This is a genomic window from Selenomonadales bacterium 4137-cl (assembly GCA_032334055.1).
In the GTDB taxonomy this organism is placed as follows: Bacteria; Bacillota; Negativicutes; order Sporomusales; family UBA7701; genus Anaeroselena; species Anaeroselena agilis.
In genome coordinates, this window is record JAUOZS010000001.1 from 3,343,052 (window position 1) to 3,368,420 (window position 25,369).

Sequence of the window (25,369 nt, forward strand, 5' to 3'; positions counted from 1 at the left end):
GAGTTAACCTCCCTCGTTGTTTTATAAGAAGGCGCCTACGCCTTTCCTGACAATTTCGCCGTAAGAGGGGACACCGGTGATAACCACCGCCTGGCGCGGGTCCTTTTCAAAGGCGTCGCGGATCAGCACCATGGTGGCGGCGACGTGGCGGGCGACCCGCAGGCTGATGGGCTGACCGTTCTTGTCGTACGGGATGAACAGCCGGCCGAGCTTGGCGGCCCGCGCGTACATCCGGTCCTGGCCGGTAAGCACCAGCGCTTCGTCGGTGGCGCCCCGCAGGCGTCCCTGGGCGGGATTGGCGGTTTCCATCAATACGGCCATGGCGGCGGTGGCATCGCCCCATTCGCGGTGCGATAAGCCGCGCAGCGATTTGGGGGAAGGCTCGAGGGCGATCTTGATTTTATCCATTTCCAGGTCGAGAACGGCAACCGCCGCTACGTCCATGGCCCGTTCATGGGCGACCATGGCGTTTATGACCGGGTATTCGGGCGAGGCTTCGTGCAGATCTACGGCCAGGCCGATTTTCTCTTTGCGGATAAGCTGGACGATGCCGTAGGCGATTTTCTCGGTGAGCGTGCCGTCCGGGCGGCCCGGATAGGCCCGGTTGAGGTTGCGGGTCTCGCTGCCGGACAGTCTCTGTCCGGAAGCGGCGTGCACGTAGATATCGGGGTCGGGCCACTGGTGGACGGGGTTGGTCGCCCGCGACCCGTAGCGGAACGTACGCTCGCCGCCGGGCGTCTTCAAGGTGATCCGCTGCGGCGACCCTTCGGAATAGTCGTTATGGGTAAACCCGCTGGCGTTGGCCTGGGGGATGACGATCAGTTTCCCTTTGGCCGGACGCGCCTTTTCCACCAGCAAAATGGCGCTTAGATAACCTGAGGGTTCGTTGGGATGGGTACCGCCGACGACGAGCACGGCGCCGCCGGGTTTGCCGCTGTCGAGTACATATACCGCCGTGTCGCCGGGGGTGTTCCGGAGGCCGGGGAAATAATCGCCCAGCATTTTGACCGCGGTAACGCCGGGGCCGCTGTTGACGGTGTCGGCGACATGCATGGCGGTGAACCGGGGCGTGACCGCGATGAGTATCGCGACGACGGCCACCAGCAGGGCGAGGGCCGTTTTCTTCGTTCCTACCATGGCTGGCCCCTCCTTACACGAGCATGAAGGCCCGCAGCACAAGGGGAATGAGAACCAGTGCGGCGTTGGCCTGCCATTTTATTTCCTTCTGGGAGAAAAGCTCCCAAACCACAAGCAGGGCTACAAGGACGACAATGAGCCGGTAGACGAGAGTTATCATCGCTTTCCCTCCTACAAGACGAGCTTGCCGATCGGGTCGGCGTACATGATCATCAGGATGCCGATTATGATGGCGACAAGCGATGGCAGGATAAGCGGCTTCACGATCCGCAGATAGTTTTCTTCCCCCACCACCTGGGCGGCGATGACCGCCGTTAGCGCGACCGGCGGCGTAAAGCTTCCCATGGCGGCGATGAGCGACAGCCCCGTGGCCGTGACGATGAGGTTCTGGCCGAGGAAGGCAAGGATGAAGGGTACCCCGAGAATGCTGGCGGCGCCGAAAACCGAAATGCCGCCGAACAGCGGCAGGCTGACGGCGATGCTGGCGAGCAGCAGGTAGGACGGCAGACTGAGGCTGCCGACGGCGATATAGCCCCTTACCCCGGTCAGGGTAATGATCTGCAGCAGCATGCCGACCCCCATGAGTATGCCGATAACGGGGAGGATTTCCCTCACCCCGTCCCGCGCCGCCTGGACCAAGGAAAACTTCCGGCCGACGAACAGGCCGGCGACGCTGCCGAGCATAAAGGTGAGTGGCAGCCGCGGATCGGGAAAGATGCCGGGCAGAGCTTTGGGGCCGATCATGAGAACGATGATGAGAACCAGGGGCAGATAAAGCGCCCAGCCGCGGCTGGTGTCGGCATCGCCGAGTTTGTCGACCAGCGCGACGAGGTCGGCCTTCCGGGCGTAGCGGTAGCCGAGGAAAATGGTCGACAGCACCGCCAGCGGCACGATCACGAGCAGGAGTATCAGGTCGAAGCCGACGTACGGCATGTCGATGCCGCCGCCGATGATCATTATGACGATGTTGACCGGCGGAGCGATCATCCCGTATACCGAGGCCATGGCGATTATCGCCCCCGCGATGTGCCGCGGCATGTCCATGCCCAGCAGCACCGGGGCGAGCAGCACGCCGGTGCTCAGCACCGAAGCGGTGCATGAACCGGTGATGGCGCCCGGGAACATTATTATCAGCGTGAGAACGGCGAGCATCGCCAGCGGCGACTGTCCGAACCGGGAGGTCAGGTCGCGCGTCAGGCGCTCCAGCAGTCCGTTCTGCTCGATCACTTTCATGAAAACCATCGCCGTGATGAGAACAAGCGAAACGTCAATATAGCCGAACATGCCCTCAACGAGATGCCGCAGGGGCAGGCCCTGACCGGCCGCGACGGCCAGGGCCGCGCTGGTGGCCGCCAGGGAGAGGCCGACCGGCAGCTTCAGCCAGAGAACGCAGGCCAGGAAGACGGCCAGCATGACGGCGACGAGCATTATTTCCGTCATAGTGCAACCCCCATCAACCGTAACCGGGCAGGATTATTTGAACGCCGCTTTCAGGAACCCGCCGGCTTCCCCGACCGTACCGGGATAATCGACGGGGATGCTGTCGCCGGCGATCTGGCCGAACACGTTGTCCTGGTTGCCGTCGGCGACAACGATCATATAGTCGGCCTTGGGAGCCGCCGCCCTGATGAAGCGGTCGGTGAGGTCGCCGCGCCGGGCCTCGCCGCCGACGTGCATGACCACGATGGCAATACCGGCGCTTTTGGCGGCCCCGATCAGAGCCTGGACGCGCTGTTCTTCCTGGTCGGGGTTGATGCCGGCGGCACCCAGCCCCTTGGAGCTGCCGCCGACGACCAGCACTGCGGTTTTGTAACCGGAAACGGCGTCCGCGCCGGCGAGGGAGTCATAGGTAAAGTTAAGACCCCCGCGTTGGGCGAGAACGCGCACCATCTGCCCGTCGGCGCTCTGGCCGACGCTGGTGATCAGCAGCGGCTGCTCGTATTGGGCGCCTGAAAGGCCGGCCGCCGACGCGGAACCGGCGAGGGCGAAGACGACGGCAAAGACGAGGCCAAGCACGGCGAGGGTCTGTAATCTGACTTTCATTGCTGCATCCTCCTCAAAAAAAGGTTTTCCCTGTTAACACTTTGCCACATTCCGATAAATCCCTATTTTTTCTCATATTTATCTGTTCCCGTATAATGTATTCATCGCTTTTCACCGCAAATGCCGGCTTGGGAAAAAAACAAAGCCGCCCCAAAGGGCAGCCGAAAATACAGGTATGATTGTCGCGTAAAGAAATCAGTTCGCGGACGGCAGCTCCGCCTTGCTGATGTACATGTCGATTTTGCCGTCGGCACCCTTCCTCAGCACCAGTCGACCGCGCACCTTCCACCGCTCGGTGTCGAAGTAGATCTTGTTGTCGTTCGTGTCCCAGCGCATCGCTTTTTCCTGCTGTAATTCCAAGGCGTGCATACACTAACCTCCATCTCCCCCATCGGGGTGATGGAATTAATTGGCTTTATGCAGCCGATAATCCTGCCAACTTTGGTATGCATTTTCTAGGCCTCCGGTCCTATTTTTGTGTTATCACTCGCCTTGCCCCAGCGCGGCAAAAGTGATATTCTGGTTGCGGAAAAACATCGCCCGAAGGAGAGACCCGCCTTGGAAACCGCCGTGCTCGACAACCTTTATCGTTGGTTTTCAGCCTATGTGAAAACTTTTTACTGCGATGACCCCGAAATACAGCCGAAAGTCCTCCAGAAGGAAGAACACAGCTTCCTCGTCGCCGGGCTGAGCCGCAACCTGGCGGGCAGCCTCGGCCTTGACGCCGCCGAGACCCGGCTGGCGGAAGCCGTCGGCCTGTGCCACGATGTCGGCCGTTTCAGGCAAGTAACCGTCTACCGCACATTCCGCGACGCCGATTCGGTCGACCATGGCCTTCTTGGGGTGGAAGAAATGACTGCCGCCGGCATCCCCGACCGCCTCAGCCCCCGCGATTGGGAGGCGCTCGCCTTCGCCGTCCGCTGGCATAATGCGGCCGCCCTGCCCGACAATCCGGACCCGCGCCTCACCCTCCACGGCAAGATGATCCGCGACACCGATAAGCTCGACATCTGCCGGGTACTGCCACCCGCCCCGCCTGCGACGGGTTGCTCGCCGAAGCTTGAAGAGGATTTCCTGGCCGGCAAACTGCTGTATTACGAAGACATCAGGACGGCCGACGACCGCAAGCTGGTGATGCTCAGTTGGCTGTTCGATATCAACTTCGCCTGGACGGGGCGGGAGATCGCCGCGCGCGGCTACATCGACCGGCTGCTCGCCTCCCTGCCGCCGTCGGCGGCCATGCCGGCCATAAGGGAAAAGATCGATGTCTTCCTCGCCAGGCTTGATACCCGTGAAGGTCGCCGTTAGAAAGGAATTCTCCGCCGAAGGGCGAAATAAGCATACAATTTGCCGTGCCGAAAGGGGGCGCCATGCTTATCAAAGTAACCGCCGCAATTATCGTTAAAGACAACGCCATCTTCATCGCCAAGCGGGGCCCCGAAGGGAGGTTCGCCCACCGCTGGGAATTTCCCGGCGGCAAGATCGAGCCCGGGGAAAGCCCTGAGGACTGCCTGAGACGGGAAATGGCGGAAGAATTCGCCATCGACGTCCGCGTCGGCGAATTTTTCACCGAGAGTCTCCATACCTTCCCCGGCGGCGAAATACTCGTCTTTGCCTACTTCTGCCGCTGGACCGGCGGCGATATCCGCCCGGTCGAGCATGAGGAGTACCGCTGGGTGGCTGCGTCCGAGCTGGGCGGGTACGATTTTGCCCCCGCCGACGTGCCGATTGCCGCAAAGCTGATGCGCGAGTTCCCCGGAACAACCGCAGCTACGGAGAAGTGATCTCCATGTATCTCCCAGGGGGCTTAAACCCGCCCTTCGCGAGGTTGATGGTGGAAAGAGGCGACCCCCACGAGCGGGGAGCCTGCTTCCCTCTGGAGCCTGACAGAGTAATCCTCGGCCGGAGCACCGCGTCGTTTTGTCCCGACCTTGCGTTCGCCAGCCTTCTCGTATCCCGCCGCCATTGCTGCCTCGAGCTGCGCGACGGCCGGTGGACGGTCCGCGATTTGGGCAGCCGCCACGGCACGACGGTAAACGGCCGCCCATTAACCCAGGGCCCGTCGGTCCTGACCTCCGGAGACAGGGTAGGCCTGGCGGCTAATGTGGTGCTGCTCCGTTTCTCGCTCGCCGAAGAAGCCGAACAAACCCTGACCTTTGGCGATACCCGGCCGGTTAACGGTCCGCCCCGGCGGGAGCAAGTCGTCGTCGATACGACCCGGAAGGCCTTAATCGTCGCCCAGGCGGAGGTGCCGCTGTCGGTCAAGGAGTGGCGCCTGCTGGAGCTTCTGTACGAACACCGCAACGAGCTGGTACCCTACGCGGTCATCTGGCCGGCGGTGTGGGGCGAGCGCGCCCTTCGGAACGGGATACCCGACGTGGGACCCGACGAGCTTAGCCTCCTCGTATACCGGCTGCGGCGGAAACTCGGCGCTTGCGGTGATGTTCTGAAGACCCGCCGCGGGCAGGGCATTATTTTGACGGTCTGACAGGCGCCGGCTCCTTGGGAGCGACAGCGCCCTTTTTTTGTTCTGTAAGGAAACTGTAAGCCTGCGGCTATTTTTTCCCCGGTCGCCGCCGCGTAGAATAGAGGCAGAACGCGACAAGGGGGAAAAAGATGAAAAAGATACTGTGGTTTTTGTGTGCGCTGCTGCTCGCCTACGCGACAGCGGCCGCCGAGGCTTCGCCGGCGGTCGAAGTTCGCGACGACCTGGGGAAATACTTCCGGGGTTATACCGGGACGATGGTCATTTACGACCAGGCGGGCGACAGGTATGTCGTCTACAACGAGCCGCAAAGCCGCAAGCGGCTGTCGCCGTGCTCGACCTTCAAGATTTACAATTCCCTCATCGGCCTGGAAACAGGGGTGCTGGCCGCCGAAGACGAACAGACCCTCGTCAAGTGGGACGGCACGCGCCACTCCATCGAGAGCTGGAACCACGATCAAACGCTGGCGTCGGCCACCCGGAACTCAGTGGTCTGGTATTACCAGAAGCTGGCGGCGCGGATCGGCGAGCAGAGGATGCAGGAGCACCTTGACGCCATCGGCTACGGCAACCGGGATATCTCCGGCGGCCTGACGACCTTCTGGCTGCGGTCGTCGCTCAGGATTTCGGCCATGGAACAGGTCGAGATGCTCCGCAGACTGTATTCCGGCGAGCTGCCGTTTGCCCCGCGAAATGTGGCGGTGGTAAGGAAGAACATCACCTTGTCCGCCGACGGGAAGACGCCATTTATGGGGAAAACCGGGTCAGGCTTCGAAAATGGCCGGTGGCTGCTGGGCTGGTTTGTCGGCTGCGTGGAGCGGGATGGCAACCGCTATATCTTCGCCGTCAATATCGAGGCCCCCGACGGCGCGAGCGGCGGCGCGGCGCGAAGAATAGCCGAGGCCGTTCTGAAGGATTTCGCCATCCTGCCATAGACAGCCCGGCACCAACAGAATAAAGACTTCCGGGTTGCCCCGGAAGTCTTTATTTCCTATTGCTGTCGCTCCATCGTGTACGTGTTTGTCGCGACGTTGTATGACAGCCAATCGGTCTCTATCTGCCGGCCGTTGTCGTCGATTTTGACATTGTCGCGGAAAATGCCCTGTTTAGTCTGCCAGTTGAAGTCGGCCGCGTCGGCGGTTATGTAGACGCCGCCCCGCTTAAAGGTGACGCCGCCCTTTATCGTGGCGCTGTTCTGGGGCCCGTTTACGTACACGCTATCGCCAGTGAAGTAGGTGTCGTCCTGTTTGAGGGTGATGCCGCCCTCGCCCCAGACCTCGAGCGTCAGCACCTTGACCTTGGCCTCGCCGGCGGTTATTACGCGGTTGTTGGTTTCGACGGTGACGTTGCCTTTCAGGATATACATGCCCTGGGCGAAATCGAACGAGGTGTTGTCGGCTTTTATGACCGGTTTGGCGGCGTGGGCGGTGGCGGCGAAGCCGAAGGCCAGGACCGCAACGGCCAGGAACAGGATAAGTATGTTTCTCATGGGTTCTCCTTTTTGCCAGAATCACTGTTTTCGCTTGTAAGTTCCCTGCTTTGCCCATGTATCCCTCTAGGAATCATTTGGAAAATTTCTTAGCAACTTACCATAGCGGTGGCGAGGCCGCCCTGCCCCGTTTCCCGGAACTCAGGCGCCATAGCCCTGCCCGTTTCCAGCATGGCGGCGATGACCCGGTCGAGGTCTTCCCAGTGTCGGGCAACGAGTTCGCTTTTGGCAATCAGCCAGGCGTTGTATGCCTTGACCGCCCCGAAGGCGTTCCGCTCGATGCAGGGCAGCAGAACGTAGCCGCCGACCGGGTCGCAGGTCATGCCCAGATGGTGTTCCAGAGCGATGGTGGCCGCAATTTCGGTGACTTCGAAGGGAGACCCGGTGGCATGGGCCAACATTGCTGCCGCCATCGCCGAAGCGACGCCGATCTCTCCCTGACAGCCCACCTCCGCTCCGGCGACACTGGCGTTATTCTTGCACAGGAAGCCTATCAGCCCGCCGGCCAGCAGCCCCCGGCGCATTGCGTCGCGGGGAAGCTTGAGATGGTTGCGCATATAATAGACAATCGCCGGCATCGTTCCCGCGGAGCCGAGCGTCGGCGCGGTCACGGCAAGCCGCCCGGCGGCGTTGCCTTCGGAGACGGCCAGGGCGTAGCTGCTTAGCAGGCCCATGAAGCGCTGGTCGGCCTCCGCCTTCAACGACCGTTCGTAGATCAGCTTCGCCTTGCGATAAAACTCGAACGGCGCCGGCAGCAGGCCCTCCTCGCTGAGTCCGAGGCGCACCCCCTTTTCCATCGTTTCCAGCACCTGATCGAGATGGGCGTTTATCTCCCGCTCGCCGACCCCACGGATGGCCATCTCGTTGGCGACCATGATTTCGTCGAGACTTTTGCCGCTCTCCCGCACGATTTCCCTGACCCGCGTCATGCTCCCGTATGGGTAAAGCGGCGCGCCTCGGTCTTCGGCCGGCTGGCCCTTCCAGGCAAAGAAGCCGCCGCCGGTGGAATAGTACTCCCGTTCGCAGACAACGGCACCGTCGGCCGCAAGCAATCGCATCACAACGGTGTTGGCGTACGGAAACTCGTGCCGGTGTCTGTCCCAGACGATGGTCGCGCCGCTAAGCTCAAAGCCCACGCCCCGAATGGCGATGACGTACTTACGCGCCGGGTCCTGCAGTTCATCCATCAGTCGAGTGTCACACGTCTCAGGCTTCTGCCCCATGAGGCCGGCGAGAATGGCGCGGTCGGTGCGGTGACCCTTGCCGGTGGCGCTCAGGCTGCCGTACAGGCGGGCTTCGATCCGGGCGCCGCGGCGGAGGGCGTCCTCCGGCAGGCCTTCAAGCACCGCGAGAAAGTTGTTGGCGATCCTGAGCGGGGCAACCGTGTGGGAACTGGACGGGCCCGGGCCTATTTTGAACAGCTCGGTCAGCGTCGTGCCGATAACCCCGGTGGGCGGACCCTTATAAGACTTTTCGGGAGAAAAGCCGGGGAGGGCCGCGGCCGGTATCCCCCTGGCCCCGGCGGGGTGAATGTCGACCGCCACCCCGCCGGCCAGGGCCGACATCAGGGCAAGCTTTAGAAAGTCGCGCCGTTCCATGGAAATCAGCTCCTATTTGCGTCAATCATTTTTTCTTTCGCGATGTTCCGACATTTTCCTCCTCTGGCACGGACGAAGCCTAATTCATCTATGCCTGTCGGAACGGTCGTACTTCCCGATAGACCAGCAAAAGGCCATCGGCACTTCTGCCGATGGCCTTTTGCTGGTCGGGCTGTGTTGCTGACAACACCGTAACCGGTACTTGGTTAGGAGCTTGCGCGTCTCACGGCTTCCAACAGTATCGCCACTCCTTGGGGAAGCGCGTCTGTGTCGAAGGTCATGTCGGGATGATGAAGGCCCGGGGTGAGATTGCAGCCGAGGCCGATGTAGGCGCTCCTGAGGCCGGGGATCTTTTGGGTGAAGTAGTGGAAGTCTTCGCCACCGGGAGTGATAATGGGGGCGAGGAGGCCGGCTTCGCCAAGGACGGCGCGGATGGCCTCGCCGGCGATGGCGGTAAGACCGGCGTCGTATTCGGCGGCCGGGACGCCGCCTCTGATCTGGACGTCGGCGGTGGCGCCGATGGCGGCGGCGGCATTTTCGATGGTTTGGGGAAGTTTGGCGAGCAGCGCGTCCATGGCGGCGTTGCTTTGGGCCCGAAGGTCGAAGGCCATTTCGGCGAGGTCGGGAATGGCGTTGAGGGTGGGGCCGCCGGCATGGAGTTTGGTGGTTTTGACCGACCAGGAGTCGGCGGGGTTGAGGTGGATGGCGTTGATGGCGCCGACCACAGCCGTGGCGGCGTCAATGGCGTTAATGCCGAGGTGGGGCCGGGCGCCGTGGGCCGGTGCGCCTTTGATGGCGGCGGTGGCGATGTATGAGGCGCCGTGATACAGGGCCGGGGTGGCCTGGCCTGATTTGGCTTCCTGGATGGGACGCAGGTGGATGCCGAAAAGGATTTCGAGGTCGTCGACGGCGCCGGACTTAATCATGGAAAGAGCGCCATCCAGTTTTTCTTCGGCGGGCTGGAAAACAATCTTAAGTTTGCCTTTGGCGGGCGGCTTCTCGGCGAGGACTTCGGCGGCGGCGAGGACCATGGCGCAGTGGGCGTCGTGGCCGCAGGAGTGGACGCATTTTTCCACGCCGTCGACGGTGTGGGCGAGAGCGTCCATATCCGCCCTGAGGCCGATGACGGGGCCGGGGACGCCGCTGTCAAGAACGCCGGTGATGCCGGTGCCGCCGATGCCGGTGCGGATCTGGTAGCCGGCTTTGCCGAGTTCGGCGGCGAGGTAGGCGGCGGTTTTGTGCTCATTGAAGCCAACCTCGGGGATGGCGTGGAGGGTCTGGAATATTTCTTTTACCCGGGTGGTTATGTCCATTGGAAATCCTCCTGTTCGGGTTTATGGATCAGGCTACGAACCGCATAATGAGCATGGCGATGACGGCGTTCATGACCGAGATGCCGAAGAGCATGGGGTAGTAGCGGGTTTGAACGCCGGCGGTGCCGAGGAGGCGGCCCATGTACTGGATCTGGGCGCCCATGAGGATGATGGCGGGAAGGAGGATGGTGACGTGGGTCGCGGAGAGGATTTTGCCGGTGTAGAGCGAGGCGGCGACGCCAATGCCGCCTCCCATGGAAAGCCAGGCGCCCATAAGGACGGTGACGGCTTCGCCGGGAAGGCCGAAAAGGGCCATGACGGGGCCGAATACCTTGCCGAGTATGGTGAGGAGGCCGGTGACCTTGAGGATCTGGATGAGGGCGAAGGCCATGAGGACGTTGGGGAGTATGCTGCTTATGCCTACGTTCCAGCCTTTGCGCGCGCCGTCGACGAATACGTCTACGATGGTTTTGGTTTGCATGGTGATCAGTCCTCCTTAGCGAAGCGCTGCAGATAGAGTCGCATAACGTTGGCGCCGAATATCTTCATGACGAAAATAACGACGAGGGGCAGGATGATGGGAACGGTGAGGAAGGGGAAAAGGGCGGCGCCGCTGGAGAGGTAGTTGGTGACCGTACCGCCGGCGGAGAACTGGAAAGCGCAGAATACGGTCTTTTCCTTTTCTGTTATGTAGTCGGTTTCACGGAGCATTTTGGTCATGCCGGCGCCGGCGTCGGTGCTCTGCAGACTGGTGACAAGGGCAAGGCCGGCGATGCCGGGAATGCCGAGAAGGGGGCGAAGGATGGGGGTTAGGAGCTTTTGGCCGGCTTTAAGGCCGCCGAGGTGGTCGATGACTTCGACGACGCCGAGGGCAAGCATGACGGCCGGGATGAGGCCGAGGGCGAAGAGGAAGCCGGCGCGCGCGCCGTAGCCGCCCTGTCCGGCGAAGGTGGCTTTGGCGGCGTCTTTCATTGTGCCAAAGGCTCCGTTGATGGTGTTAAAGTCGAAAGCGGCAACCCAGCCGGCCTTCTTGGCGAAGATGCCGGAAAAAAAGACGATGGCGAGGATTAGGGCCACGTAGCCGTACCAGGGTACCTTGAGATCTTCGACGATGGAGCTTTTTTTGGGGTCTTCGGACATTTTGCTGCCTCCTTGTTATGTTGTGTGCGGAATCTTGGTGAGAACGGACTGGGTCAATCGGCGACACGGATCCTGTTTTCCCGCAAATAGGAGTAGATTGTGTACTTGGTATTACCCATGTCTTGCGCCAGGGCTTCGATGGACCCTTTAAGAAGGAAAAAGCCTTCCCGGTCGAGCCTTTCGACAAGCTGAATCTTTTCCAGCTTACTGGCGTAGGCGAGGGGTTTGCCGAGATACTGGCGGGCCCGGCGGAGGCCTTCGCCGATCAGGTCGTCGAGCCGTGAGGGCTGGCCGGCGGCGGCGGGGAGGTCGGCGGCGGGAACGCCGTCGGTAAGCCGGGCGATCATGTCTTTAAGGAGCTCAGCTTTGGTTAGGTCGTAGTGGATTGCCAGGTAACCGGCCAAATCCCCGTTGGGGGTGGTGAGCCGCATGAGGCAGGAACGCAGGCGACGGCCCGTGTCGGTGTTTGAAAGGTAGTTGGCCACATAGCCAACGCCTTTTTGCAGGATGTCGCCGATGGCGGCCCGGTCGGCGACGGGGGGGCGGTCGGCTGCGGATAGGCCGACGAGCTGCCCGTTGACAACTTCGACCACCTTCCCCGGCTGTTCGCCGTCCGCCGAATACAACACGATGCAATATTCGGGGCCGAGCATGGCGGCAAGGCCGCGGACAACGGCAGTGAAGCTCCCGTCCCCGGTATGCGGCGTCGGCATATAATGTCACCTCCTTTTGGAAAATTAGGGAGTGGCATGCAGTTCCAATATACAAAAATATTTAATTTACTGTCAATATTTTATCGTAATATTTTGATAACAAAACAAATATTTTCTTGCAGCGCGAAGCTAGATGTGCCTGTCAGTCATTCCTTCCCGCAGGGGGCCCTTACAGACAAAAAGGCTCCCGCCCGTTTCCGGGCGAGAGCCTTCAGTTCATAAGTGTGGCGGAGTGGGTGGGATTTGAACCCACGCACGGTGTAACCCGTCTAACGATTTAGCAAACCGTCCTCTTCAGCCACTTGAGTACCACTCCGTAGCTAACGCTGCCAAAATATTGATCCCGCCGCCAGATACGAGTGGCGGAGGGGGTGGGATTCGAACCCACGGTCCCTTGCGGGATCACTGGTTTTCAAGACCAGCTCCATAAACCACTCGGACACCCCTCCGTGTCCGGCACATATTGTATTATAACAAAAGGCCCTTACCATGTCAATAAAGCCTTGCTGGGAATTTCGGCCGCCACGTTTCGCCGGTAAAAGCGGCCGCCGCGGGAAAGAATATAACCAGGCCGGAGTATTGACTAATCAGCGCCGCGAGGGTATAGTTTAGAAGTATACGGCTCCCAGAAGAAAGGCGGGTGAGAAATATGGATGTAGACCAGTGTAGCGACAGATCATCGCCGTTTTCGCGAAAATTCAGGGGAATATCCATATTTCTTGCCTTTAGTTACGCAAGATAGGATGGCTGTTTCCCGCATGAAGGAGGGAACATCCATGCTGCGCATTTACAAGACCAACTGCGAGGCGCTCCGCGAACTTTCCCTGGCATCACTGGAAAAAGGAGCCTGGTTGAGCCTCACCGCTCCCGATGCCGATGAACTGACCGCTGTGGCCGATCTTACCGGCGTCCCCCTCGACGCCCTCAAGGCAGCTCTCGACGAGGAAGAGCGCTCCCGCGTGGAGATCGAGGACAACTATATCCTCGTCATCACCAACGTCCCTACCTTGCGGGACAGCTACAGCTACGACACTCTGCCGCTCGGCATCGTGCTGACCAAGGACCATTTTATCACTGTCTGCCTGGAAAGTCACCAGGTGCTGGAGGAATTCGCCGCCGAGGGGCCGCGGTCTTTCTCCACTTACAAGAAAACGCGCTTCCTTTTCCAGATTCTTTATAAATCGGCGCTGCTGTATCTTAAGTATCTCAAACAGATCAACCGCCGCACCGACGAGATCGAGCGCGATCTCCGCCAATCGGTGAAAAACCAGGAGATATTCCAGCTCCTTGAGCTGCAGAAGGGCCTGACCTACTTTACCGCCTCGTTACGCTCCAACGGCATCGTGCTCGAACGGTTGCTCCGCCTGCGCTCCAACAAAGAACTCCAGCATCTGATTGCCCTGTACGAAGAGGATGAGGATCTGCTGGAAGATGTGATTATCGAGAACAAGCAGGCCATCGAGATGGTTGAGATGTACAGCCATGTCCTCAGCGGCATGATGGGGGCCTTCACGTCCATCATTTCCAACAATCTCAACCTGGTCCTTAAATTCCTTGCCGCCGTTACCATCCTGCTGGCGATTCCGACGATGGTCGCCAGCTTCTGGGGGATGAACGTCGATGGCCTTCCCTTCAGCGGTGAGAACGGCTTCCTGGCCGTCGTCCTCATCGCCGTGGCCGCCGCCGTTATCAGCGCCTACGGACTGTGGCGACGCGGCCTGCTGTGATTGATACCGACAGCCTCCGGCGAATATTCGCCGGAGGCTGTCGTCGTTTTTCCCTGTCTGATTCCGGTTATTGCTGCCAGGGCTGCTCGCCGGCCCGGTCGCGCTCTTCCCATCCCCGGTAGTCATTCTGCTCACCTGGGCGGCGGTGGCTGCCGGCGTAGCGGATACCGGCGAATTCGGCCAGCTCCCTATCGACGGTCACAAGGTCGCCTCGGTCCAGTTCGCTGAAGGCGTTTTTGCCGGCCGCCTGCACGGCCAGCTTCATCTCGGCGGTGCAGGAATCGAGGAAATTGGCCAGATGCCGCGCCGCTTTTTCGATGTCGACCTTGTCGTTCATCTTGCCGTCATAGAGGGCGAGCTGCGCCGGCGGCGCCTGCGGCAACACCTTGACCACCTGGCTCTGCAGAGCGGCCATCAGCGCGATGGTACCGATGTAGACGGCGTCGGCGCCCAGGGCCAGCGCCTTGAGGAAATGGCCCGGCGTGACCAGGCCGCCGGCGATGATGAGGGTGAACTGATCGCGCAGCCCGTTCTCGACCAGCCAGTCGACCGTCCGCACCAAGGAGTGGAAGGTGGGCAGGCCCATGTCGTCCTCCAGCGTGGGCGGGGCCGCCGACGTGCCGCCCTCCGCGCCGTCGATGACGATGTAGTCGGCCCGGGTCTGGGCGATGACCGCCAGTTCGTATTCGATATAATCGCTGCCGGCGATTTTCACCCCCACCGGTACATCGTACTGTTCTTTCATCGTGTTGACCATCTTGATGATGTCCCGCGTGCTCTCCTTGCCTGGCATGCGTGCGTTTACGGCCGTATCCTGGCCTTTTTCAAGCCGCCAGGCGCGTCTTAGGTGCTCGCCGATTCCGTCGTGGCGGATGGGTTCCTCCACCGCTCCGCCCCAGGCCCCCTGGCCGAGCTGGATCTCGATGGCGTCGAGACGGCCAAGCTGCTCGGGGCCGCTCAGCCACCCGCCGCGGTTGTACTGGCCGATAAGGTATTTGGCGCTGTCCCGCTCCTCGTCGGTCACCGCCGACTCGCCCGTGTTCGTGGCCGTCCCGGCGAGCGACGCTCCCTTGGCCAGGGCCATTTTCATCTGCAGGCTGAGGGAACCGCCGTACGACATGCCGGTGATGAGGATGGGGATGTCGAGCCGCAGCGGCTTGGCGGCCCGCGGTCCGATCACCGTTCCGGTGGTTATTTCGAGCGTGTTTGTCGTGGGCAGCTTGAAAAGCTGACAGGGATTCAGCAGAAGCTTGTTCCATGGCGACAACACAACCGGGCTGCCGAGCGGCCTGCTGATCGTCGTGCCCAGCTCAGCGCGGATGCCGGCCTCGATTATCCCCCGCGGGGTGAGTTTCTCGGCCACTGTCGCCAGCAGGAAGGGGTTGTCCTTGTAGTCTTCTGTCAGCATCTTCACCGTCGCCTCGTCAAACATCGGGTCCAGCATCTTCATCATCAGCATGCTCATCAGCATCGTCGGCACCTCCCGCTTTTCCTGCCAATAGTGTTGACGCCATAGGGCGGTTTTAACCGGCGCCTTGCATAAATCGGGGACCGCCGGCCACAATAAACGTGAGAAAAACGATGCGAGGTGCATGCATGAACACACTTAAATTCTGCGAAACCAATCTCAACATTCACGAAAGCATGGCGAAGGTGGCCGATAAGGCCAAAACCGAGTTTACCAATGTCGATATATCCACCGAGCCTTGTCTCGGCCATTGCGGCCAGTGCGCCGAAATGCCGATCGCTCTTGCCAACGACCAGCTCGTCAGCGGCGACACCACCCATGTGCTGTTTGAGCGTGCCAAAAACATCATCGGCGAGCGGGAGGTAGCCGCCCCGAACGTCAGAAAGTAGCAAACCGGCCCGCATTTTCCCGCCACGACAAGACCCCGGACTGTTTAGTCCGGGGTCTGGCCGTTCGCCAAGGCATCCATTTTTATAGTCCGGCGGTTCTTTTTCCAGTGATGAAAAAGGGGTTAATACAATATTTGGCGACGAAATAACATAAGACAACCGCACAAGCGGCTACGGAAAAATATTTGAGCCAGATATTCACCGGCAGTTTCCGCACCATATAGGCCAAAGGGATTACTATGCACTGATGGACATAGTAAATTGCATACGAATTGGCGGCCAGCCCACGCCACAGGCTGGCGTCGCTGCCGGCGGCCCTGGCGAACAAGGCGATCAGGGCCATCGCGGCGGAAAGGCAGAAGTTGGCGTAGACGAGCGCATGACCGGCTTTGAACATCACGGGGATGTCGGCCGTCAGGGTAAAGGCCACGCGGTAAGCCAGAAACACGACCAGCATCAAGGCGGCCGCGGGTCCCCAGTAAAGCAGGCTCGGCCTGTAGCCGTCGCCGTCGAACCAGGCGTTTTTCCACGCATATACCCCAAGGCCGAAGTAGCAGAAATACAGGCCAATCCTCACCGGCTGAATCATGAACAGGTATTTGCAGTTCACCCAGGCGTCAGACCAAAAGAACAGGTTGGCGAAAAAGAAGGGCGCCGCCGACAGCAAGGCAAAAAGCGGAAAAAAGCGGACCGGGGGGTTATTAACCGCTGGCCGCCGCGCGAAGTATGCGGGCGTAAGCCTGTACGCGACAATCAACAGCGCGAAAAACAGCGCCAGTATTCCCAGAAACCAGTAATGAGCCTGCTGATAATACCTTCCGAAAAAGTCGTTGATCCAGAACGAGACATAGCCGGGCGGCGCACTAGTGCGACTGAAGACGGCGCTGTAGGCGACCGCGGGGGCGATTACCAGCACGCCGAACACCCAGGGCAGAACGATGCGCCACAGTTTATCCCGCCAGAATCCCCCCGTTCCCTTCGTGAGCAGGGCCGGAAGCGCGAAATAGCCGGCGATCAGAAACATGACCGGCATGATGAACACGTCGGTCGCGAGAATGAACAAGTCGAAAAACCCGCTCTTGCGAATATCGTTCCACATACCACCAGTCGAGATTCCAGGTGGTGTAGCCCATGGCGACGTGGAACACTACCACCAGGAGAACAATGAAGGCCCGCAGGTTGTCGAGGAAGTATATCCTTTTTACGGTCTGAGGAAACGCGTCCATGGCTGATCAGCCTTTCTCGCGACTATTTCCCGCAGCGGCGTTTTCAACCGGCAGCCGCTTCAGCCCATCATGCCTCCGGGAGGTTCCTCCCGCGCGGTCATGTCGCGGCTGGCCACCACATCTACGCCCAGTCCGAGAATGTCGGCGACGATGACATCCCCCTCCCTGACCGGCGCTGATACGGCAACGGTCGACAGGCAGCCGGCGCAGGCCATTATTTTGTCCTTGGGCAACGGCTGGCGGGAAACTACGGGCAATAGCGGCAGCCGTCCGCCGCTTATCCTGACGGTGCTTGTCAACGTCCTTTTCGGCGCCGTCACTTCCTCGCGAGCGTAGTCCTGCCCGCGGGGGCATGAAAAACCCGCCATCCCGGTTATCTTTCCGTCGGCAATGCTTACCTCGCCTACGCAGCTAAGCGGGCAGACGATGCAGCTTATCCGCCGCTTTTCTTCCTGTTTATTCACCCTGTTCACCACCTTGCCGCCGGAGAACGACCGTGACGACGTCGCCGATTGCCCGGAGCTTATCGGCCGGAATGTCGGCCACCACCATTTCTCCCGGTTTGGCCACCGGCAGCACCCGTTCCAGCAGCAACTCACTGTTGCTTAACAGGCGGAGCGTAACCCGGCGTTCGGGTCTGGCGACCCGCATATACAGGCGGACGGGGGCGGTCCGGACGTCGTCAAGCCTCACGACCTGCGGCACGGCTGTCCGTACGCCGTCGGACGCCATTATCCGGGCCAGGCGGCCGACCGAGGAGGACAGACCGCACGCGTGGCGGGCGGCATATTTGCCGGCTGTTTCGCCTTCCTCGGATACGAAGTCAACCAGGTCATGCACATGCACGACATTGCCGGCGGCGAAAAAACCGGGCAAGCTGGTCTGGCGCAGCTGGTCGACCACCGGGCCGCCGGTCAGGCCATCCATTTCGATCCCCAGATCACCGGACAACTCGTTTTCCGGAATGAGCCCCACCGACAGCAGCAGGCAGTCGCATTCCAGGTCGAACTCGCTGCCCGGCACCGGCCGCAGGGCGTCATCCACTTTGGCGCAGGTTATGCCGGTGACGCGGTCTTTCCCGTGCACGCCAACAACCGTGTGTGACAGATGCAGGGGAATGCCGAAGTCTTCGAGGCACTGGACGACGTTACGGGTCAGGCCGTTGCTGTAAGGCATGATTTCCAGCACCGCCTTGACGTCGCAGCCTTCCAGCGACAGTCGTCTGGCCATTATCAGGCCGATATCGCCCGAGCCTAAAATGACGATCTTTTTGCCGGGCAGATAGCCTTCCATGTTGACCATCCGCTGAGCCGCCCCGGCGGTGAAAACTCCGGCCGGGCGGCTGCCGGGTATGCGGATGGCGCCCCGGGTCCGCTCGCGGCACCCCATGGCGAATACTACGGCGGCGGCGGTAATTTTCAGCAGGCCATCCCGGGGGTTGACAGCCAAAATCGTTTTGTCGCCCGCCACCGACAGCACCATCGTGTCCAGCAGGACGGCGATGTTGGGCCGTTCCCCGACCATCCGGATATACCGTCCTGCGTAGCCCGGCCCGGTCAGTTCCTGCTGAAAGCGGTGCAGCCCAAAGCCGTTGTGGATGCACTGCTGCAATATGCCGCCGAGCTCCCTGTCCCGTTCGATGACCAGCACCCGCAGCGCTCCGTTGTCGCTGGCGCTCACCGCTGCGGCAAGGCCGGCCGGTCCGCCGCCGACGACTACTACATCATACGCCTGTTCAATCATCGACTATCCACCTCACAAAGCCTGGGGATCTTATCGAAGAATAGGTACGAGCCGACGGTATCCTTGCGTACCGCCGTTACGGGGAGGCTCAGCTCCCGGGCGAGAATGGCGGTCACCCGCGGCCCGCAGAAGCCGCCCTGGCAACGTCCCATGCCGGCCCGGGTGCGGCGTTTTACGCCATCCACCGTGCGAGCGCCGCATACGCTGTGGATAGCCGCGACAATCTCTCCCTCCGTGATCGTCTCGCAGCGGCAGATAACCCTGCCATACAGCGGGTTTTCCCGGATAAGCGCCTGCCGGGCGGCGGCGTCAAGCTCGCTGAAAAGCACCCGCGGCGGGTTGACCGGGTTGAACCGGCGGTTGGGCTTCATTTCCAATCCAAGGTCTCGCAATACGGCGGCGACCCTTTCGGCGATGGCCGGGGCGGCCGTAAGGCCAGGCGACTGGATGCCGGCGGCATGGACAAGCCCGCCGACCGCCGGCGATGGCCCGATGATAAAGTCACCGCCGTCGGCGACGGCCCGCAAGCCGGCAAACTGGGTAATCGACGCTCCTACCGGAATGCCGGGCACCAGTTTTTCGGCGCCGGCGACGATTTCCGCCAGACCGGCGGCGGAAGTGTCCACGTCATCGGCGTCCCGGCAGTCCAGTGCGTTCGGGCCGACAAACATATTGCCATGGACGGTCGGTGAAACGAGTATTCCTTTGGAAACCTTCGTAGGTGTCGGGAAAACGACGGTTTTCACCAGGCAGCTCGCCTTCTTGTCGAACAGCAGGTATTCGCCTTTGCGGGGCTTAATGCGGAAGCTGTCGTCGCCCGCCAGACGGCTGACCGTGTCGGCCCCGACCCCGGCGGCGTTGACGACGAACCTGGCAGCGATAAAGCCATGCGGCGTGTGCACCCCGGCGATTCTGCCATCTGTCACGGCGATGGCCGTCACCGGGCATTCCCTGATGATCTTTACGCCGTTCAGGGCGGCATTTTCCGCAAACGCCAGCGCGGCGCCGAAAGGCGAAATTATCCCCGCGGTGGGCGCGTGCAAAGCCCCCAGGGTCTGCTCCGTGAGGTTCGGTTCGATGTCGAGGACCTGTTCGCGAGACAGTATCTTAAGGCCAGGGACGCCGTTTTCCCCGCCGCGACTGTATAGCTCGCCGATGGCGTCCATTTCCGCGGCACTGGTCGCCACCACCAGCGAGCCCGTAAGCTTTAGCTCCAGGCCCAGATCAGCCTGCAGTTGGCGGAACAATTCATTGCCGCGAACATTGAGAAGCGCTTTTAAGCTTCCCGGTGAAGCGTCGAAGCCGGCGTGCAGGATGGCGCTGTTGGCTTTGGTCGTTTCCATTGCGAGGTCGGGATGTCTTTCCAGCAAGAGGACGTTTAGGTCGTATTTCGCCAGTTCCCTGGCGATAGCCGCGCCGACGATCCCCCCGCCGACGATGATTACGTCCGTTCTATCATTGCTTGGCAAGTTATCACCTCTTAACTGTTTGCCCTATTCCCGGAAAAAAGCGGAGATGGCCCCCCGGGTTGGTTTCCCATTCCCGAGAGACCACCCCCCCGATCCTATTCACCATTCAGTTGAGTTTCGGTCCCGGTGTCAGTCCTCCCAGTCCACGGAGCGCGTTACGGCCTTTTGCCAGCCCCTGTAAAGCTTAACCCGAATGGCCTCATCCATAGCGGGAGTGTACCTGGTGTTGAGCTTCCAGTTCTTCACGAGGTCGGTGCGGTCGTTCCAGACGCCGACGGCCAGTCCCGCCAGATAAGCCGCGCCCAACGCAGTGGTTTCGGTGATTTCGGGGCGGTCGACCGGCACGCCCAGGATATCGGCCTGGAACTGCATGAGAAGGTTATTGCCCACGGCGCCGCCGTCCACTTTCAGGGCCTGCAGTTTTATCCCCGAATCGGCTTCCATGGCGCCAAGCACGTCCTTGGTCTGGTAGGCCAGGGATTCGAGGGTGGCGCGGATAATGTGCGCCTTGCCGGTGCCGCGGGTCAGGCCGAGGATCGCGCCGCGCGCCTTCATATCCCAGTAAGGGGCGCCCAGGCCGACGAAGGCCGGCACGACATAGACGCCGTCGGTGTCGGCCACTTTGGCTGCGAAGTATTCGGAGTCAGGCGACGTCTCGATGAGCTTCAGCCCGTCGCGGAGCCACTGCACGGCCGCGCCGGCGATGAATATGCTGCCCTCCAGCGCGTATTCGACCTTGCCGCCCAGGCCCCAGGCGATCGTTGTCAGCAGGCCGTTCTTCGATTCATATAACTCGCTGCCCGTATTCATCAGCATGAAGCAACCCGTGCCATAGGTGTTTTTGGCCATCCCCGGCCGGAAGCAGGTCTGCCCGAACAGCGCGGCCTGCTGGTCGCCGGCGGCGCCGGCGATCGGCACCGAGGCGCCCAAAAAAACGCCGGGGTCGGTATGACCGTATACCTCGCTCGACGGATAAACCCTGGGCAGCATCGAGGCCGGCACTGTCAACTCCTTGAGGATCTCTTCATCCCACTTGAGGCTGCGGATATTGTACATCAGGGTGCGGGAGGCGTTGGAGTAGTCGGTAACGTGCACTTTGCCGCCGCTGAGCTTCCAGATAAGCCAGGTGTCGATCGTGCCGAACAGCAGCTCGCCCTTTTCCGCCTTGGCCCGGGCGCCCTCGACATTGTCCAGTATCCACTTGACCTTCGTTCCGGAGAAGTAAGCGTCGACAACCAGCCCGGTTTTTTGCCGGAACGAAGCTTCGAGACCTTTCGCCTTCAGGTCGTTGCAGATGTCGACTGTCTGCCGGGACTGCCAGACGATGGCGTTGTACACCGGTTTGCCGGTATTCTTATCCCACACCACGGTCGTTTCCCGCTGATTGGTGATGCCGATCGCGGCGATGTCGCCGGCATTTATGCCGGCCTTCGCCACAGCTTCGGCGGCAACACCGATCTGGGTGCTCCAGATTTCGTCGGCGTTATGCTCCACCCAGCCGGGCTTGGGATAGATCTGCGTGAATTCTTTCTGCGCCACTGCCACGATGCCGGAGGCGTCGTCGAAGATAATCGCCCGTGAGCTGGTAGTGCCTTGGTCGAGGGCCAATACGTACTTTTTCGCCATTTGAATCACTCTCCCGTGTTTTTTCCCGCCGCGAACAATACTTACGCCAAACCGAGACCCCTCGCGATGAAGAAGGCCAGGGCGCCGCCAACGAGCGGCCCGACAACGGGAATCCAGGAATATCCCCAGTCGGAACCGCCTTTGCCGGCGATCGGCAGTATGGCGTGGGCGATCCGCGGGCCCAGGTCACGGGCGGGGTTGATGGCATAACCGGTAGGGCCGCCGAGGCTCAGGCCCATAGACCAGACGACGATGCCCGCCAGATAGGGCCCCACGCCGGCGGGAATCGACCCGACCGACTTCGCGCCCATCGTGAAGAAGACCAGGCAGAGCATAGCGGTGCCGATGATCTCGCAGATAACGTTGCCGACCGGATTGCGGATTGCCGGCGCGGTGCAGAAGACGCCGAGCTTGAGGGCCTGGCTTTCGGTCGCCTCCCAGTGCGGCAGATAGGCAAGCCATACGACCACGGAACCGACGATAGCGCCGGCCAGTTCCGCGCCCATCGTGACCAGGGCATGCGCGGGAGTATACAGGCCGGCCATGCATCTCGCCAAAGTCACGGCAGGATTGAGGTCGGCGTTCGGAGCCCCGGTGGCGACGGCCGCGAACACGCCCATCGTAACCGCGAAGGCCCAGCCTGCGGTTATCACTATCCAGCCGCTGCGTTCCCCTTTGGAGTTCTGCAGGACCACGTTGGCGACAACGCCGCAACCTAAAATGATTAGGACCATCGTGCCAAAAAATTCGCCAAGCAGATTTGTCATACCGATACATCTCCTCATTTTATTTTTTTGTCTCCGGAAATATTCCTAATTTCTCCTCAGCTTTGCCGCGATCACCCCCTAAAAAGAAAACATCCAAATTGAACCCGGGCGCATTGGCGCCCAGCCACAATTTGGACATCTCTTCATCTCTGGTCCGACGGTATTCAGCTATGCACTATATTCATGAGCTAAGGTTCCACAGTTCACGCTTGCTGGTGCTTATGGCGCAGATGCCGTTGCCGATCGCCCTGGAAACGTCTTCGGCGGTGCTTATCAGACCGCCCGCCAGCACCGGCAGGCCGGTCACCCGCGTAAGTTCCACCACCGCCGCCACCGGCACCGTTCCCGGCAAAACCTCGACCGCGTCGGGCTTGAACGACGACAGCAGGTTGATGCCGGTCCGGAGCGCCTCGGAATCCATCAGAAACAAGCGTTGGATGACAATCATCTTTTCTTCGCGCGCAATTCTGCCCAGGTGGGGCTTGGTCGTGATTATCGCCTTCACCCCGGACCGGGCGAGAAACCTGACGCCGACTTTATCCTTGCCGAGCCCTTCGATCAGGTCGAGGTGAACGATGACCAGCTTTTTCGCCAGCCTGGCCTTGTCCAAAAGCGCCGGCAGGGTAAAGATGTCGCCGAACAACAGGATTATGCTCGGTGAAGTGACGTGCGAAAGCGCGAACTCGAAGTCCCCTTTATTGCGAGCCGCCGGAATCACCGGCCCGTCGCACAGCATCCCGACTATATCTCTTGACACCGATACCATCACCTTTTTTCCTTTGTTCTCGAAAACCGCGGCAAAAAAGGATGGGAGGAGAATAAAAATAAAAGCCAAAATTACGCCCTGGAGCAGTCTCCGGGGAGTAACTCGGACTCTCTTAATTCTCCAGTCCAAATTATATTCCAGTATACCTCTGTTATTTCCATATATATCCTTAAATTCCTGCATCGCCCATAAAGAAAATTGCTACCCGCCATCGTCATTCCCTCCGCTCCGAATGATCGCCCAGGGTTTCCGCCAAAAAAGCGCGGATCTGTTCGCCGTCGTTCAGCAAAAGCGCTTCCGCAGCCAGTTCTTTCGCTCCCGCGGCGCTTATGCCCCTGATTTTTTCCCTGACACGCGGCAGTGCGGTGGAGTTCATGCTCAGTTCGTCAACCCCCATGCCTACGAGCAAAGCAGCCGCCAACGGGTCGCCGGCCATTTCGCCGCACACCCCCGCCCAGATGCCGTTGTCGTGGGCGGCGCCTATGACATCATTAACAAGTCTGAGCACCGCCGGATGGAAGTGATTATACAGCCCCCGGACTCTCTGATTGCCCCGGTCGACGGCGAGGGTATATTGGGTCAGGTCGTTGGTCCCAATGCTGAAAAAATCGCATTCCCCGGCAAGCCGGACCGCCGTCACCGCGGCCGCCGGCGTCTCGACCATGATCCCCAGCGGAATGTTCCCGGCGAACGCCTTGCCCTCGCGTTCGAGCTCGCCGGCCGCGTACGCCAGGTATTCCCGCGCCTTTTTTATTTCGGCGGCGCTGATTATCATCGGCAGCATGACGGCCACCTTGCCGTAAGCGCCGGCCCGCAAGACGGCTTTTAGCTGAGCAACGAATACTTCGGGATGGTCGAGGGAGATGCGGATGGCCCGCCACCCGAGAAAGGGGTTGCTCTCCCGGCCGAAGTCGAGATGCGGAAGAGGCTTGTCGCCGCCGACGTCGAGCGTCCGGATGATGCATAGATGCTCGCCGCATTTCTCGGCGACGGCCCGATAGGCCGCGAACTGTTCTTCCTCGGTCGGAAAACTGTCCCGATCCATAAACAGAAACTCTGACCGGTACAGGCCCACGCCTTCGCAGCCCAACTCGACGGCGCGGTCGATGTCCCGCGGCGTGCCGATGTTCGCCGCCAGTTGCACCCGTACGCCGTCCGTCGTTACCGCCGGCAAAGCTGCCGCCGCGAGGTCGAGCGCGCGCCGTTGCCGTTCCGCCTCGATACGGTCGGAAAAACGGCGGAGATCTTCCTCGTCAGGCTCAACCACCACTTCACCGGCTGTCCCGTCAATCGCCACCAGCGCCCCCTCCGGCAACTTGTCCCCGGAAAGGCCGACAACGGTAGGGATGCCCCTTGCTTTGGCGATTATAACCGCATGGGAAGTCGTGCTGCCATGCTCGAGAATCAGTCCTTGGGCCGCGTCGCCGGCCATGTCGCTCAGAACCGACGGCGGAATATCCCGGGCGTATATGATGCCCGGTTCGCCATCGAGGGCATCGTCGCGGACGTCGAGCAAAATCCCTGCTATGCGGTTGCCGATGTCGAGAACGTCGGCGCCCCGTTCGCGCAAATAATCGTCGTCCATGGCGGCGAATATGTTCGCGTATTCCTCGGCAGCCTCGATTACCGCTTTCGGGGCCGGAAGCGAACCGGCTATTTTACCGAGCACCGTCTCCTTCAAGACAGGGTCGCCAAGCATCGCCTGATGCGCCTCCATGATGGCGAGCTGACTATTCTCCCGCGCTTTCCGGGCGCGTTCGCTTATTCTTCCGATCTGGTCCGAGGCATTCTCAAGAGCCGCCAGAAATTTTGCCGCTTCCCTGGCTGGATCCTCGGCGATATAACCATTCAGGCGCTCCGTCAACTCCCGCGCATACCGCTTCACTTTGCCGACGGCGGTGCCGTCCACCGCGCCGATTCCTTTCAGAATTGCCGCCATTCCCCGTACCTACCCTTCGCCAAAATTGCCCTCAATCAAGGCAACCAGCGATTCCAAGCACTCTTTCTCGTCCTCGCCGTCAGCAGTCACGGTGATTTCCGCGCCATAATTAAGCCCCATGCCCATGACAGACAAAATGCTTTTGGCGTCAGCCACTTTATTGTTGCCGATTATCGTAACCTTGCTGCTGAAACTTGCCGCCTTCTGAACAAACTGCGCTGCCGGCCGGGCGTGCAGGCCCGTCGGGTTGGAGATCTTCAGCACAGCCTCTATCATCTTCATCAATTCCTTCCGCAATTTCCAAAGTGACAGGATGCACCTTGCGCCGCCG

General features: G+C 60.7%; 27 protein-coding genes and 2 tRNA genes. 6 read left to right on the forward strand and 23 right to left on the reverse strand.

From position 1 onward, the window contains the following. Window positions 1–21: 21 nt before the first annotated feature. The 5 genes from Q4T40_17480 to Q4T40_17500 form a co-directional block, all read right to left on the reverse strand. Window positions 22–1,137, reverse strand: a complete 1,116-nt coding sequence (locus Q4T40_17480; GenBank protein MDT8903031.1) for a succinylglutamate desuccinylase/aspartoacylase family protein — start codon at window positions 1,135–1,137, stop codon at window positions 22–24. A 13-nt stretch (window positions 1,138–1,150) separates the two neighbouring features. After that, entirely contained in the window at window positions 1,151–1,297 is a 147-nt protein-coding gene (locus Q4T40_17485) for a hypothetical protein (protein ID MDT8903032.1), read from the reverse strand. Window positions 1,298–1,308: 11 nt separating this feature from the next. Then, a complete protein-coding gene (locus tag Q4T40_17490) occupies window positions 1,309–2,577 on the reverse strand; it encodes a TRAP transporter large permease subunit (protein MDT8903033.1) in 1,269 nt (422 codons plus the stop codon). Window positions 2,578–2,610: 33 nt separating this feature from the next. Continuing rightward, window positions 2,611–3,180, reverse strand: coding sequence for a DUF6305 family protein (locus Q4T40_17495; protein MDT8903034.1), 570 nt, complete (start codon window positions 3,178–3,180; stop codon window positions 2,611–2,613). A 195-nt stretch (window positions 3,181–3,375) separates the two neighbouring features. Further along, window positions 3,376–3,549, reverse strand: a complete 174-nt coding sequence (locus tag Q4T40_17500) for a hypothetical protein (protein ID MDT8903035.1) — start codon at window positions 3,547–3,549, stop codon at window positions 3,376–3,378. 189 nt (window positions 3,550–3,738) lie between these two features. On the opposite strand from Q4T40_17500, the gene Q4T40_17505 reads away from it, so the two are divergent. The 4 genes from Q4T40_17505 (at window position 3,739) to Q4T40_17520 (ending at window position 6,600) form a co-directional block, all read left to right on the forward strand. Beyond that, the gene (locus tag Q4T40_17505; protein MDT8903036.1) at window positions 3,739–4,488 is read left to right on the forward strand and encodes an HD domain-containing protein; all 750 of its coding nucleotides are present in this window, start codon (window positions 3,739–3,741) and stop codon (window positions 4,486–4,488) included. Between the two features lie 62 nt (window positions 4,489–4,550). Beyond that, window positions 4,551–4,964 carry an 8-oxo-dGTP diphosphatase MutT gene (gene mutT / locus Q4T40_17510; protein ID MDT8903037.1) on the forward strand — a complete coding sequence of 138 codons (414 nt, stop codon included), beginning with the start codon at window positions 4,551–4,553 and terminating at the stop codon, window positions 4,962–4,964. Between the two features lie 5 nt (window positions 4,965–4,969). Beyond that, window positions 4,970–5,668, forward strand: coding sequence for an FHA domain-containing protein (locus Q4T40_17515; protein MDT8903038.1), 699 nt, complete (start codon window positions 4,970–4,972; stop codon window positions 5,666–5,668). 128 nt (window positions 5,669–5,796) lie between these two features. Next, on the forward strand, window positions 5,797–6,600 hold the full coding sequence (locus Q4T40_17520) for a penicillin-binding transpeptidase domain-containing protein (GenBank protein ID MDT8903039.1): 804 nt from the start codon (window positions 5,797–5,799) through the stop codon (window positions 6,598–6,600). A 56-nt stretch (window positions 6,601–6,656) separates the two neighbouring features. On the opposite strand, the gene Q4T40_17525 is transcribed toward Q4T40_17520, so the two are convergent. The 8 genes from Q4T40_17525 to Q4T40_17560 form a co-directional block, all read right to left on the reverse strand. After that, the gene (locus Q4T40_17525) at window positions 6,657–7,154 is read right to left on the reverse strand and encodes an OstA-like protein (protein ID MDT8903040.1); all 498 of its coding nucleotides are present in this window, start codon (window positions 7,152–7,154) and stop codon (window positions 6,657–6,659) included. An 89-nt stretch (window positions 7,155–7,243) separates the two neighbouring features. Continuing rightward, on the reverse strand, window positions 7,244–8,752 hold the full coding sequence (locus tag Q4T40_17530; GenBank protein MDT8903041.1) for an L-serine ammonia-lyase: 1,509 nt from the start codon (window positions 8,750–8,752) through the stop codon (window positions 7,244–7,246). 206 nt (window positions 8,753–8,958) lie between these two features. Beyond that, on the reverse strand, window positions 8,959–10,065 hold the full coding sequence (locus tag Q4T40_17535) for an amidohydrolase (GenBank protein MDT8903042.1): 1,107 nt from the start codon (window positions 10,063–10,065) through the stop codon (window positions 8,959–8,961). A gap of 28 nt (window positions 10,066–10,093) precedes the next feature. Then, window positions 10,094–10,546, reverse strand: coding sequence for a YjiG family protein (locus Q4T40_17540; GenBank protein MDT8903043.1), 453 nt, complete (start codon window positions 10,544–10,546; stop codon window positions 10,094–10,096). Between the two features lie 5 nt (window positions 10,547–10,551). Next, on the reverse strand, window positions 10,552–11,205 hold the full coding sequence (locus Q4T40_17545; GenBank protein MDT8903044.1) for a nucleoside recognition domain-containing protein: 654 nt from the start codon (window positions 11,203–11,205) through the stop codon (window positions 10,552–10,554). 53 nt (window positions 11,206–11,258) lie between these two features. Continuing rightward, complete coding sequence (locus Q4T40_17550) at window positions 11,259–11,918, reverse strand: helix-turn-helix domain-containing protein (GenBank protein MDT8903045.1); 660 nt, start codon at window positions 11,916–11,918, stop codon at window positions 11,259–11,261. Between the two features lie 225 nt (window positions 11,919–12,143). Further along, window positions 12,144–12,234, reverse strand: a tRNA-Ser gene (locus Q4T40_17555). A 44-nt stretch (window positions 12,235–12,278) separates the two neighbouring features. Further along, window positions 12,279–12,367, reverse strand: a tRNA-Ser gene (locus Q4T40_17560). A 327-nt stretch (window positions 12,368–12,694) separates the two neighbouring features. Between Q4T40_17560 and Q4T40_17565 the strand changes: the two genes are divergently transcribed. After that, a complete protein-coding gene (locus Q4T40_17565) occupies window positions 12,695–13,645 on the forward strand; it encodes a magnesium transporter CorA family protein (GenBank protein ID MDT8903046.1) in 951 nt (316 codons plus the stop codon). Between the two features lie 67 nt (window positions 13,646–13,712). Here Q4T40_17565 and Q4T40_17570 read toward each other — a convergent pair whose 3' ends face one another. Next, entirely contained in the window at window positions 13,713–15,116 is a 1,404-nt protein-coding gene (locus Q4T40_17570) for an FMN-binding glutamate synthase family protein (protein ID MDT8903047.1), read from the reverse strand. Between the two features lie 125 nt (window positions 15,117–15,241). On the opposite strand from Q4T40_17570, the gene Q4T40_17575 reads away from it, so the two are divergent. Next, a complete protein-coding gene (locus tag Q4T40_17575) occupies window positions 15,242–15,502 on the forward strand; it encodes a DUF1450 domain-containing protein (GenBank protein MDT8903048.1) in 261 nt (86 codons plus the stop codon). A gap of 82 nt (window positions 15,503–15,584) precedes the next feature. Here Q4T40_17575 and Q4T40_17580 read toward each other — a convergent pair whose 3' ends face one another. From Q4T40_17580 to Q4T40_17620, 9 genes are all read right to left on the reverse strand, one after another. Next, window positions 15,585–16,601: an acyltransferase family protein gene (locus Q4T40_17580; protein MDT8903049.1), complete on the reverse strand. Its 1,017-nt coding sequence runs from the start codon at window positions 16,599–16,601 to the stop codon at window positions 15,585–15,587. 186 nt (window positions 16,602–16,787) lie between these two features. After that, window positions 16,788–17,192, reverse strand: coding sequence for a DUF1667 domain-containing protein (locus tag Q4T40_17585; GenBank protein MDT8903050.1), 405 nt, complete (start codon window positions 17,190–17,192; stop codon window positions 16,788–16,790). Next, the gene (locus Q4T40_17590; GenBank protein ID MDT8903051.1) at window positions 17,185–18,471 is read right to left on the reverse strand and encodes an FAD-dependent oxidoreductase; all 1,287 of its coding nucleotides are present in this window, start codon (window positions 18,469–18,471) and stop codon (window positions 17,185–17,187) included. The genes Q4T40_17585 and Q4T40_17590 overlap by 8 nt, the downstream gene beginning before the upstream one ends. Next, window positions 18,468–19,940, reverse strand: a complete 1,473-nt coding sequence (locus Q4T40_17595; protein MDT8903052.1) for an NAD(P)/FAD-dependent oxidoreductase — start codon at window positions 19,938–19,940, stop codon at window positions 18,468–18,470. Before Q4T40_17595 ends, Q4T40_17590 begins: the two co-directional genes overlap by 4 nt. Before the next feature lie 129 nt (window positions 19,941–20,069). Then, window positions 20,070–21,566, reverse strand: coding sequence for a glycerol kinase GlpK (glpK, locus tag Q4T40_17600; GenBank protein ID MDT8903053.1), 1,497 nt, complete (start codon window positions 21,564–21,566; stop codon window positions 20,070–20,072). Window positions 21,567–21,607: 41 nt separating this feature from the next. Further along, a complete protein-coding gene (locus Q4T40_17605; protein MDT8903054.1) occupies window positions 21,608–22,333 on the reverse strand; it encodes an MIP/aquaporin family protein in 726 nt (241 codons plus the stop codon). 181 nt (window positions 22,334–22,514) lie between these two features. Continuing rightward, window positions 22,515–23,090 (reverse strand): glycerol-3-phosphate responsive antiterminator, encoded by a 576-nt coding sequence (locus Q4T40_17610; GenBank protein ID MDT8903055.1) that lies wholly within the window; start codon window positions 23,088–23,090, stop codon window positions 22,515–22,517. A 223-nt stretch (window positions 23,091–23,313) separates the two neighbouring features. Continuing rightward, the gene (gene ptsP / locus Q4T40_17615) at window positions 23,314–25,038 is read right to left on the reverse strand and encodes a phosphoenolpyruvate--protein phosphotransferase (GenBank protein ID MDT8903056.1); all 1,725 of its coding nucleotides are present in this window, start codon (window positions 25,036–25,038) and stop codon (window positions 23,314–23,316) included. A gap of 9 nt (window positions 25,039–25,047) precedes the next feature. Beyond that, window positions 25,048–25,314 (reverse strand): HPr family phosphocarrier protein, encoded by a 267-nt coding sequence (locus Q4T40_17620; protein ID MDT8903057.1) that lies wholly within the window; start codon window positions 25,312–25,314, stop codon window positions 25,048–25,050. Window positions 25,315–25,369: the final 55 nt, after the last annotated feature.

What these genes read in the sequence shown, in the direction of transcription:
- Q4T40_17520 (MDT8903039.1), top strand. Translation starts at nt 5,797, where the DNA reads ATGAAAAAGATACTGTGGTTTTTGTGTGCGCTGCTGCTCGCCTACGCG.
- Q4T40_17485 (MDT8903032.1), bottom strand. Translation starts at nt 1,297, where the DNA reads ATGATAACTCTCGTCTACCGGCTCATTGTCGTCCTTGTAGCCCTGCTT.
- Q4T40_17535 (MDT8903042.1), bottom strand. Translation starts at nt 10,065, where the DNA reads ATGGACATAACCACCCGGGTAAAAGAAATATTCCAGACCCTCCACGCC.
- ptsP (MDT8903056.1), bottom strand. Translation starts at nt 25,038, where the DNA reads ATGGCGGCAATTCTGAAAGGAATCGGCGCGGTGGACGGCACCGCCGTC.
- Q4T40_17590 (MDT8903051.1), bottom strand. Translation starts at nt 18,471, where the DNA reads ATGATTGAACAGGCGTATGATGTAGTAGTCGTCGGCGGCGGACCGGCC.
- Q4T40_17490 (MDT8903033.1), bottom strand. Translation starts at nt 2,577, where the DNA reads ATGACGGAAATAATGCTCGTCGCCGTCATGCTGGCCGTCTTCCTGGCC.
- glpK (MDT8903053.1), bottom strand. Translation starts at nt 21,566, where the DNA reads ATGGCGAAAAAGTACGTATTGGCCCTCGACCAAGGCACTACCAGCTCA.
- Q4T40_17480 (MDT8903031.1), bottom strand. Translation starts at nt 1,137, where the DNA reads ATGGTAGGAACGAAGAAAACGGCCCTCGCCCTGCTGGTGGCCGTCGTC.
- Q4T40_17580 (MDT8903049.1), bottom strand. Translation starts at nt 16,601, where the DNA reads ATGTGGAACGATATTCGCAAGAGCGGGTTTTTCGACTTGTTCATTCTC.
- Q4T40_17570 (MDT8903047.1), bottom strand. Translation starts at nt 15,116, where the DNA reads ATGCTGATGAGCATGCTGATGATGAAGATGCTGGACCCGATGTTTGAC.
- Q4T40_17550 (MDT8903045.1), bottom strand. Translation starts at nt 11,918, where the DNA reads ATGCCGACGCCGCATACCGGGGACGGGAGCTTCACTGCCGTTGTCCGC.
- Q4T40_17500 (MDT8903035.1), bottom strand. Translation starts at nt 3,549, where the DNA reads ATGCACGCCTTGGAATTACAGCAGGAAAAAGCGATGCGCTGGGACACG.
- Q4T40_17620 (MDT8903057.1), bottom strand. Translation starts at nt 25,314, where the DNA reads ATGATAGAGGCTGTGCTGAAGATCTCCAACCCGACGGGCCTGCACGCC.
- Q4T40_17565 (MDT8903046.1), top strand. Translation starts at nt 12,695, where the DNA reads ATGCTGCGCATTTACAAGACCAACTGCGAGGCGCTCCGCGAACTTTCC.
- Q4T40_17530 (MDT8903041.1), bottom strand. Translation starts at nt 8,752, where the DNA reads ATGGAACGGCGCGACTTTCTAAAGCTTGCCCTGATGTCGGCCCTGGCC.
- Q4T40_17495 (MDT8903034.1), bottom strand. Translation starts at nt 3,180, where the DNA reads ATGAAAGTCAGATTACAGACCCTCGCCGTGCTTGGCCTCGTCTTTGCC.
- mutT (MDT8903037.1), top strand. Translation starts at nt 4,551, where the DNA reads ATGCTTATCAAAGTAACCGCCGCAATTATCGTTAAAGACAACGCCATC.
- Q4T40_17575 (MDT8903048.1), top strand. Translation starts at nt 15,242, where the DNA reads ATGAACACACTTAAATTCTGCGAAACCAATCTCAACATTCACGAAAGC.
- Q4T40_17525 (MDT8903040.1), bottom strand. Translation starts at nt 7,154, where the DNA reads ATGAGAAACATACTTATCCTGTTCCTGGCCGTTGCGGTCCTGGCCTTC.
- Q4T40_17545 (MDT8903044.1), bottom strand. Translation starts at nt 11,205, where the DNA reads ATGTCCGAAGACCCCAAAAAAAGCTCCATCGTCGAAGATCTCAAGGTA.
- Q4T40_17605 (MDT8903054.1), bottom strand. Translation starts at nt 22,333, where the DNA reads ATGACAAATCTGCTTGGCGAATTTTTTGGCACGATGGTCCTAATCATT.
- Q4T40_17515 (MDT8903038.1), top strand. Translation starts at nt 4,970, where the DNA reads ATGTATCTCCCAGGGGGCTTAAACCCGCCCTTCGCGAGGTTGATGGTG.
- Q4T40_17540 (MDT8903043.1), bottom strand. Translation starts at nt 10,546, where the DNA reads ATGCAAACCAAAACCATCGTAGACGTATTCGTCGACGGCGCGCGCAAA.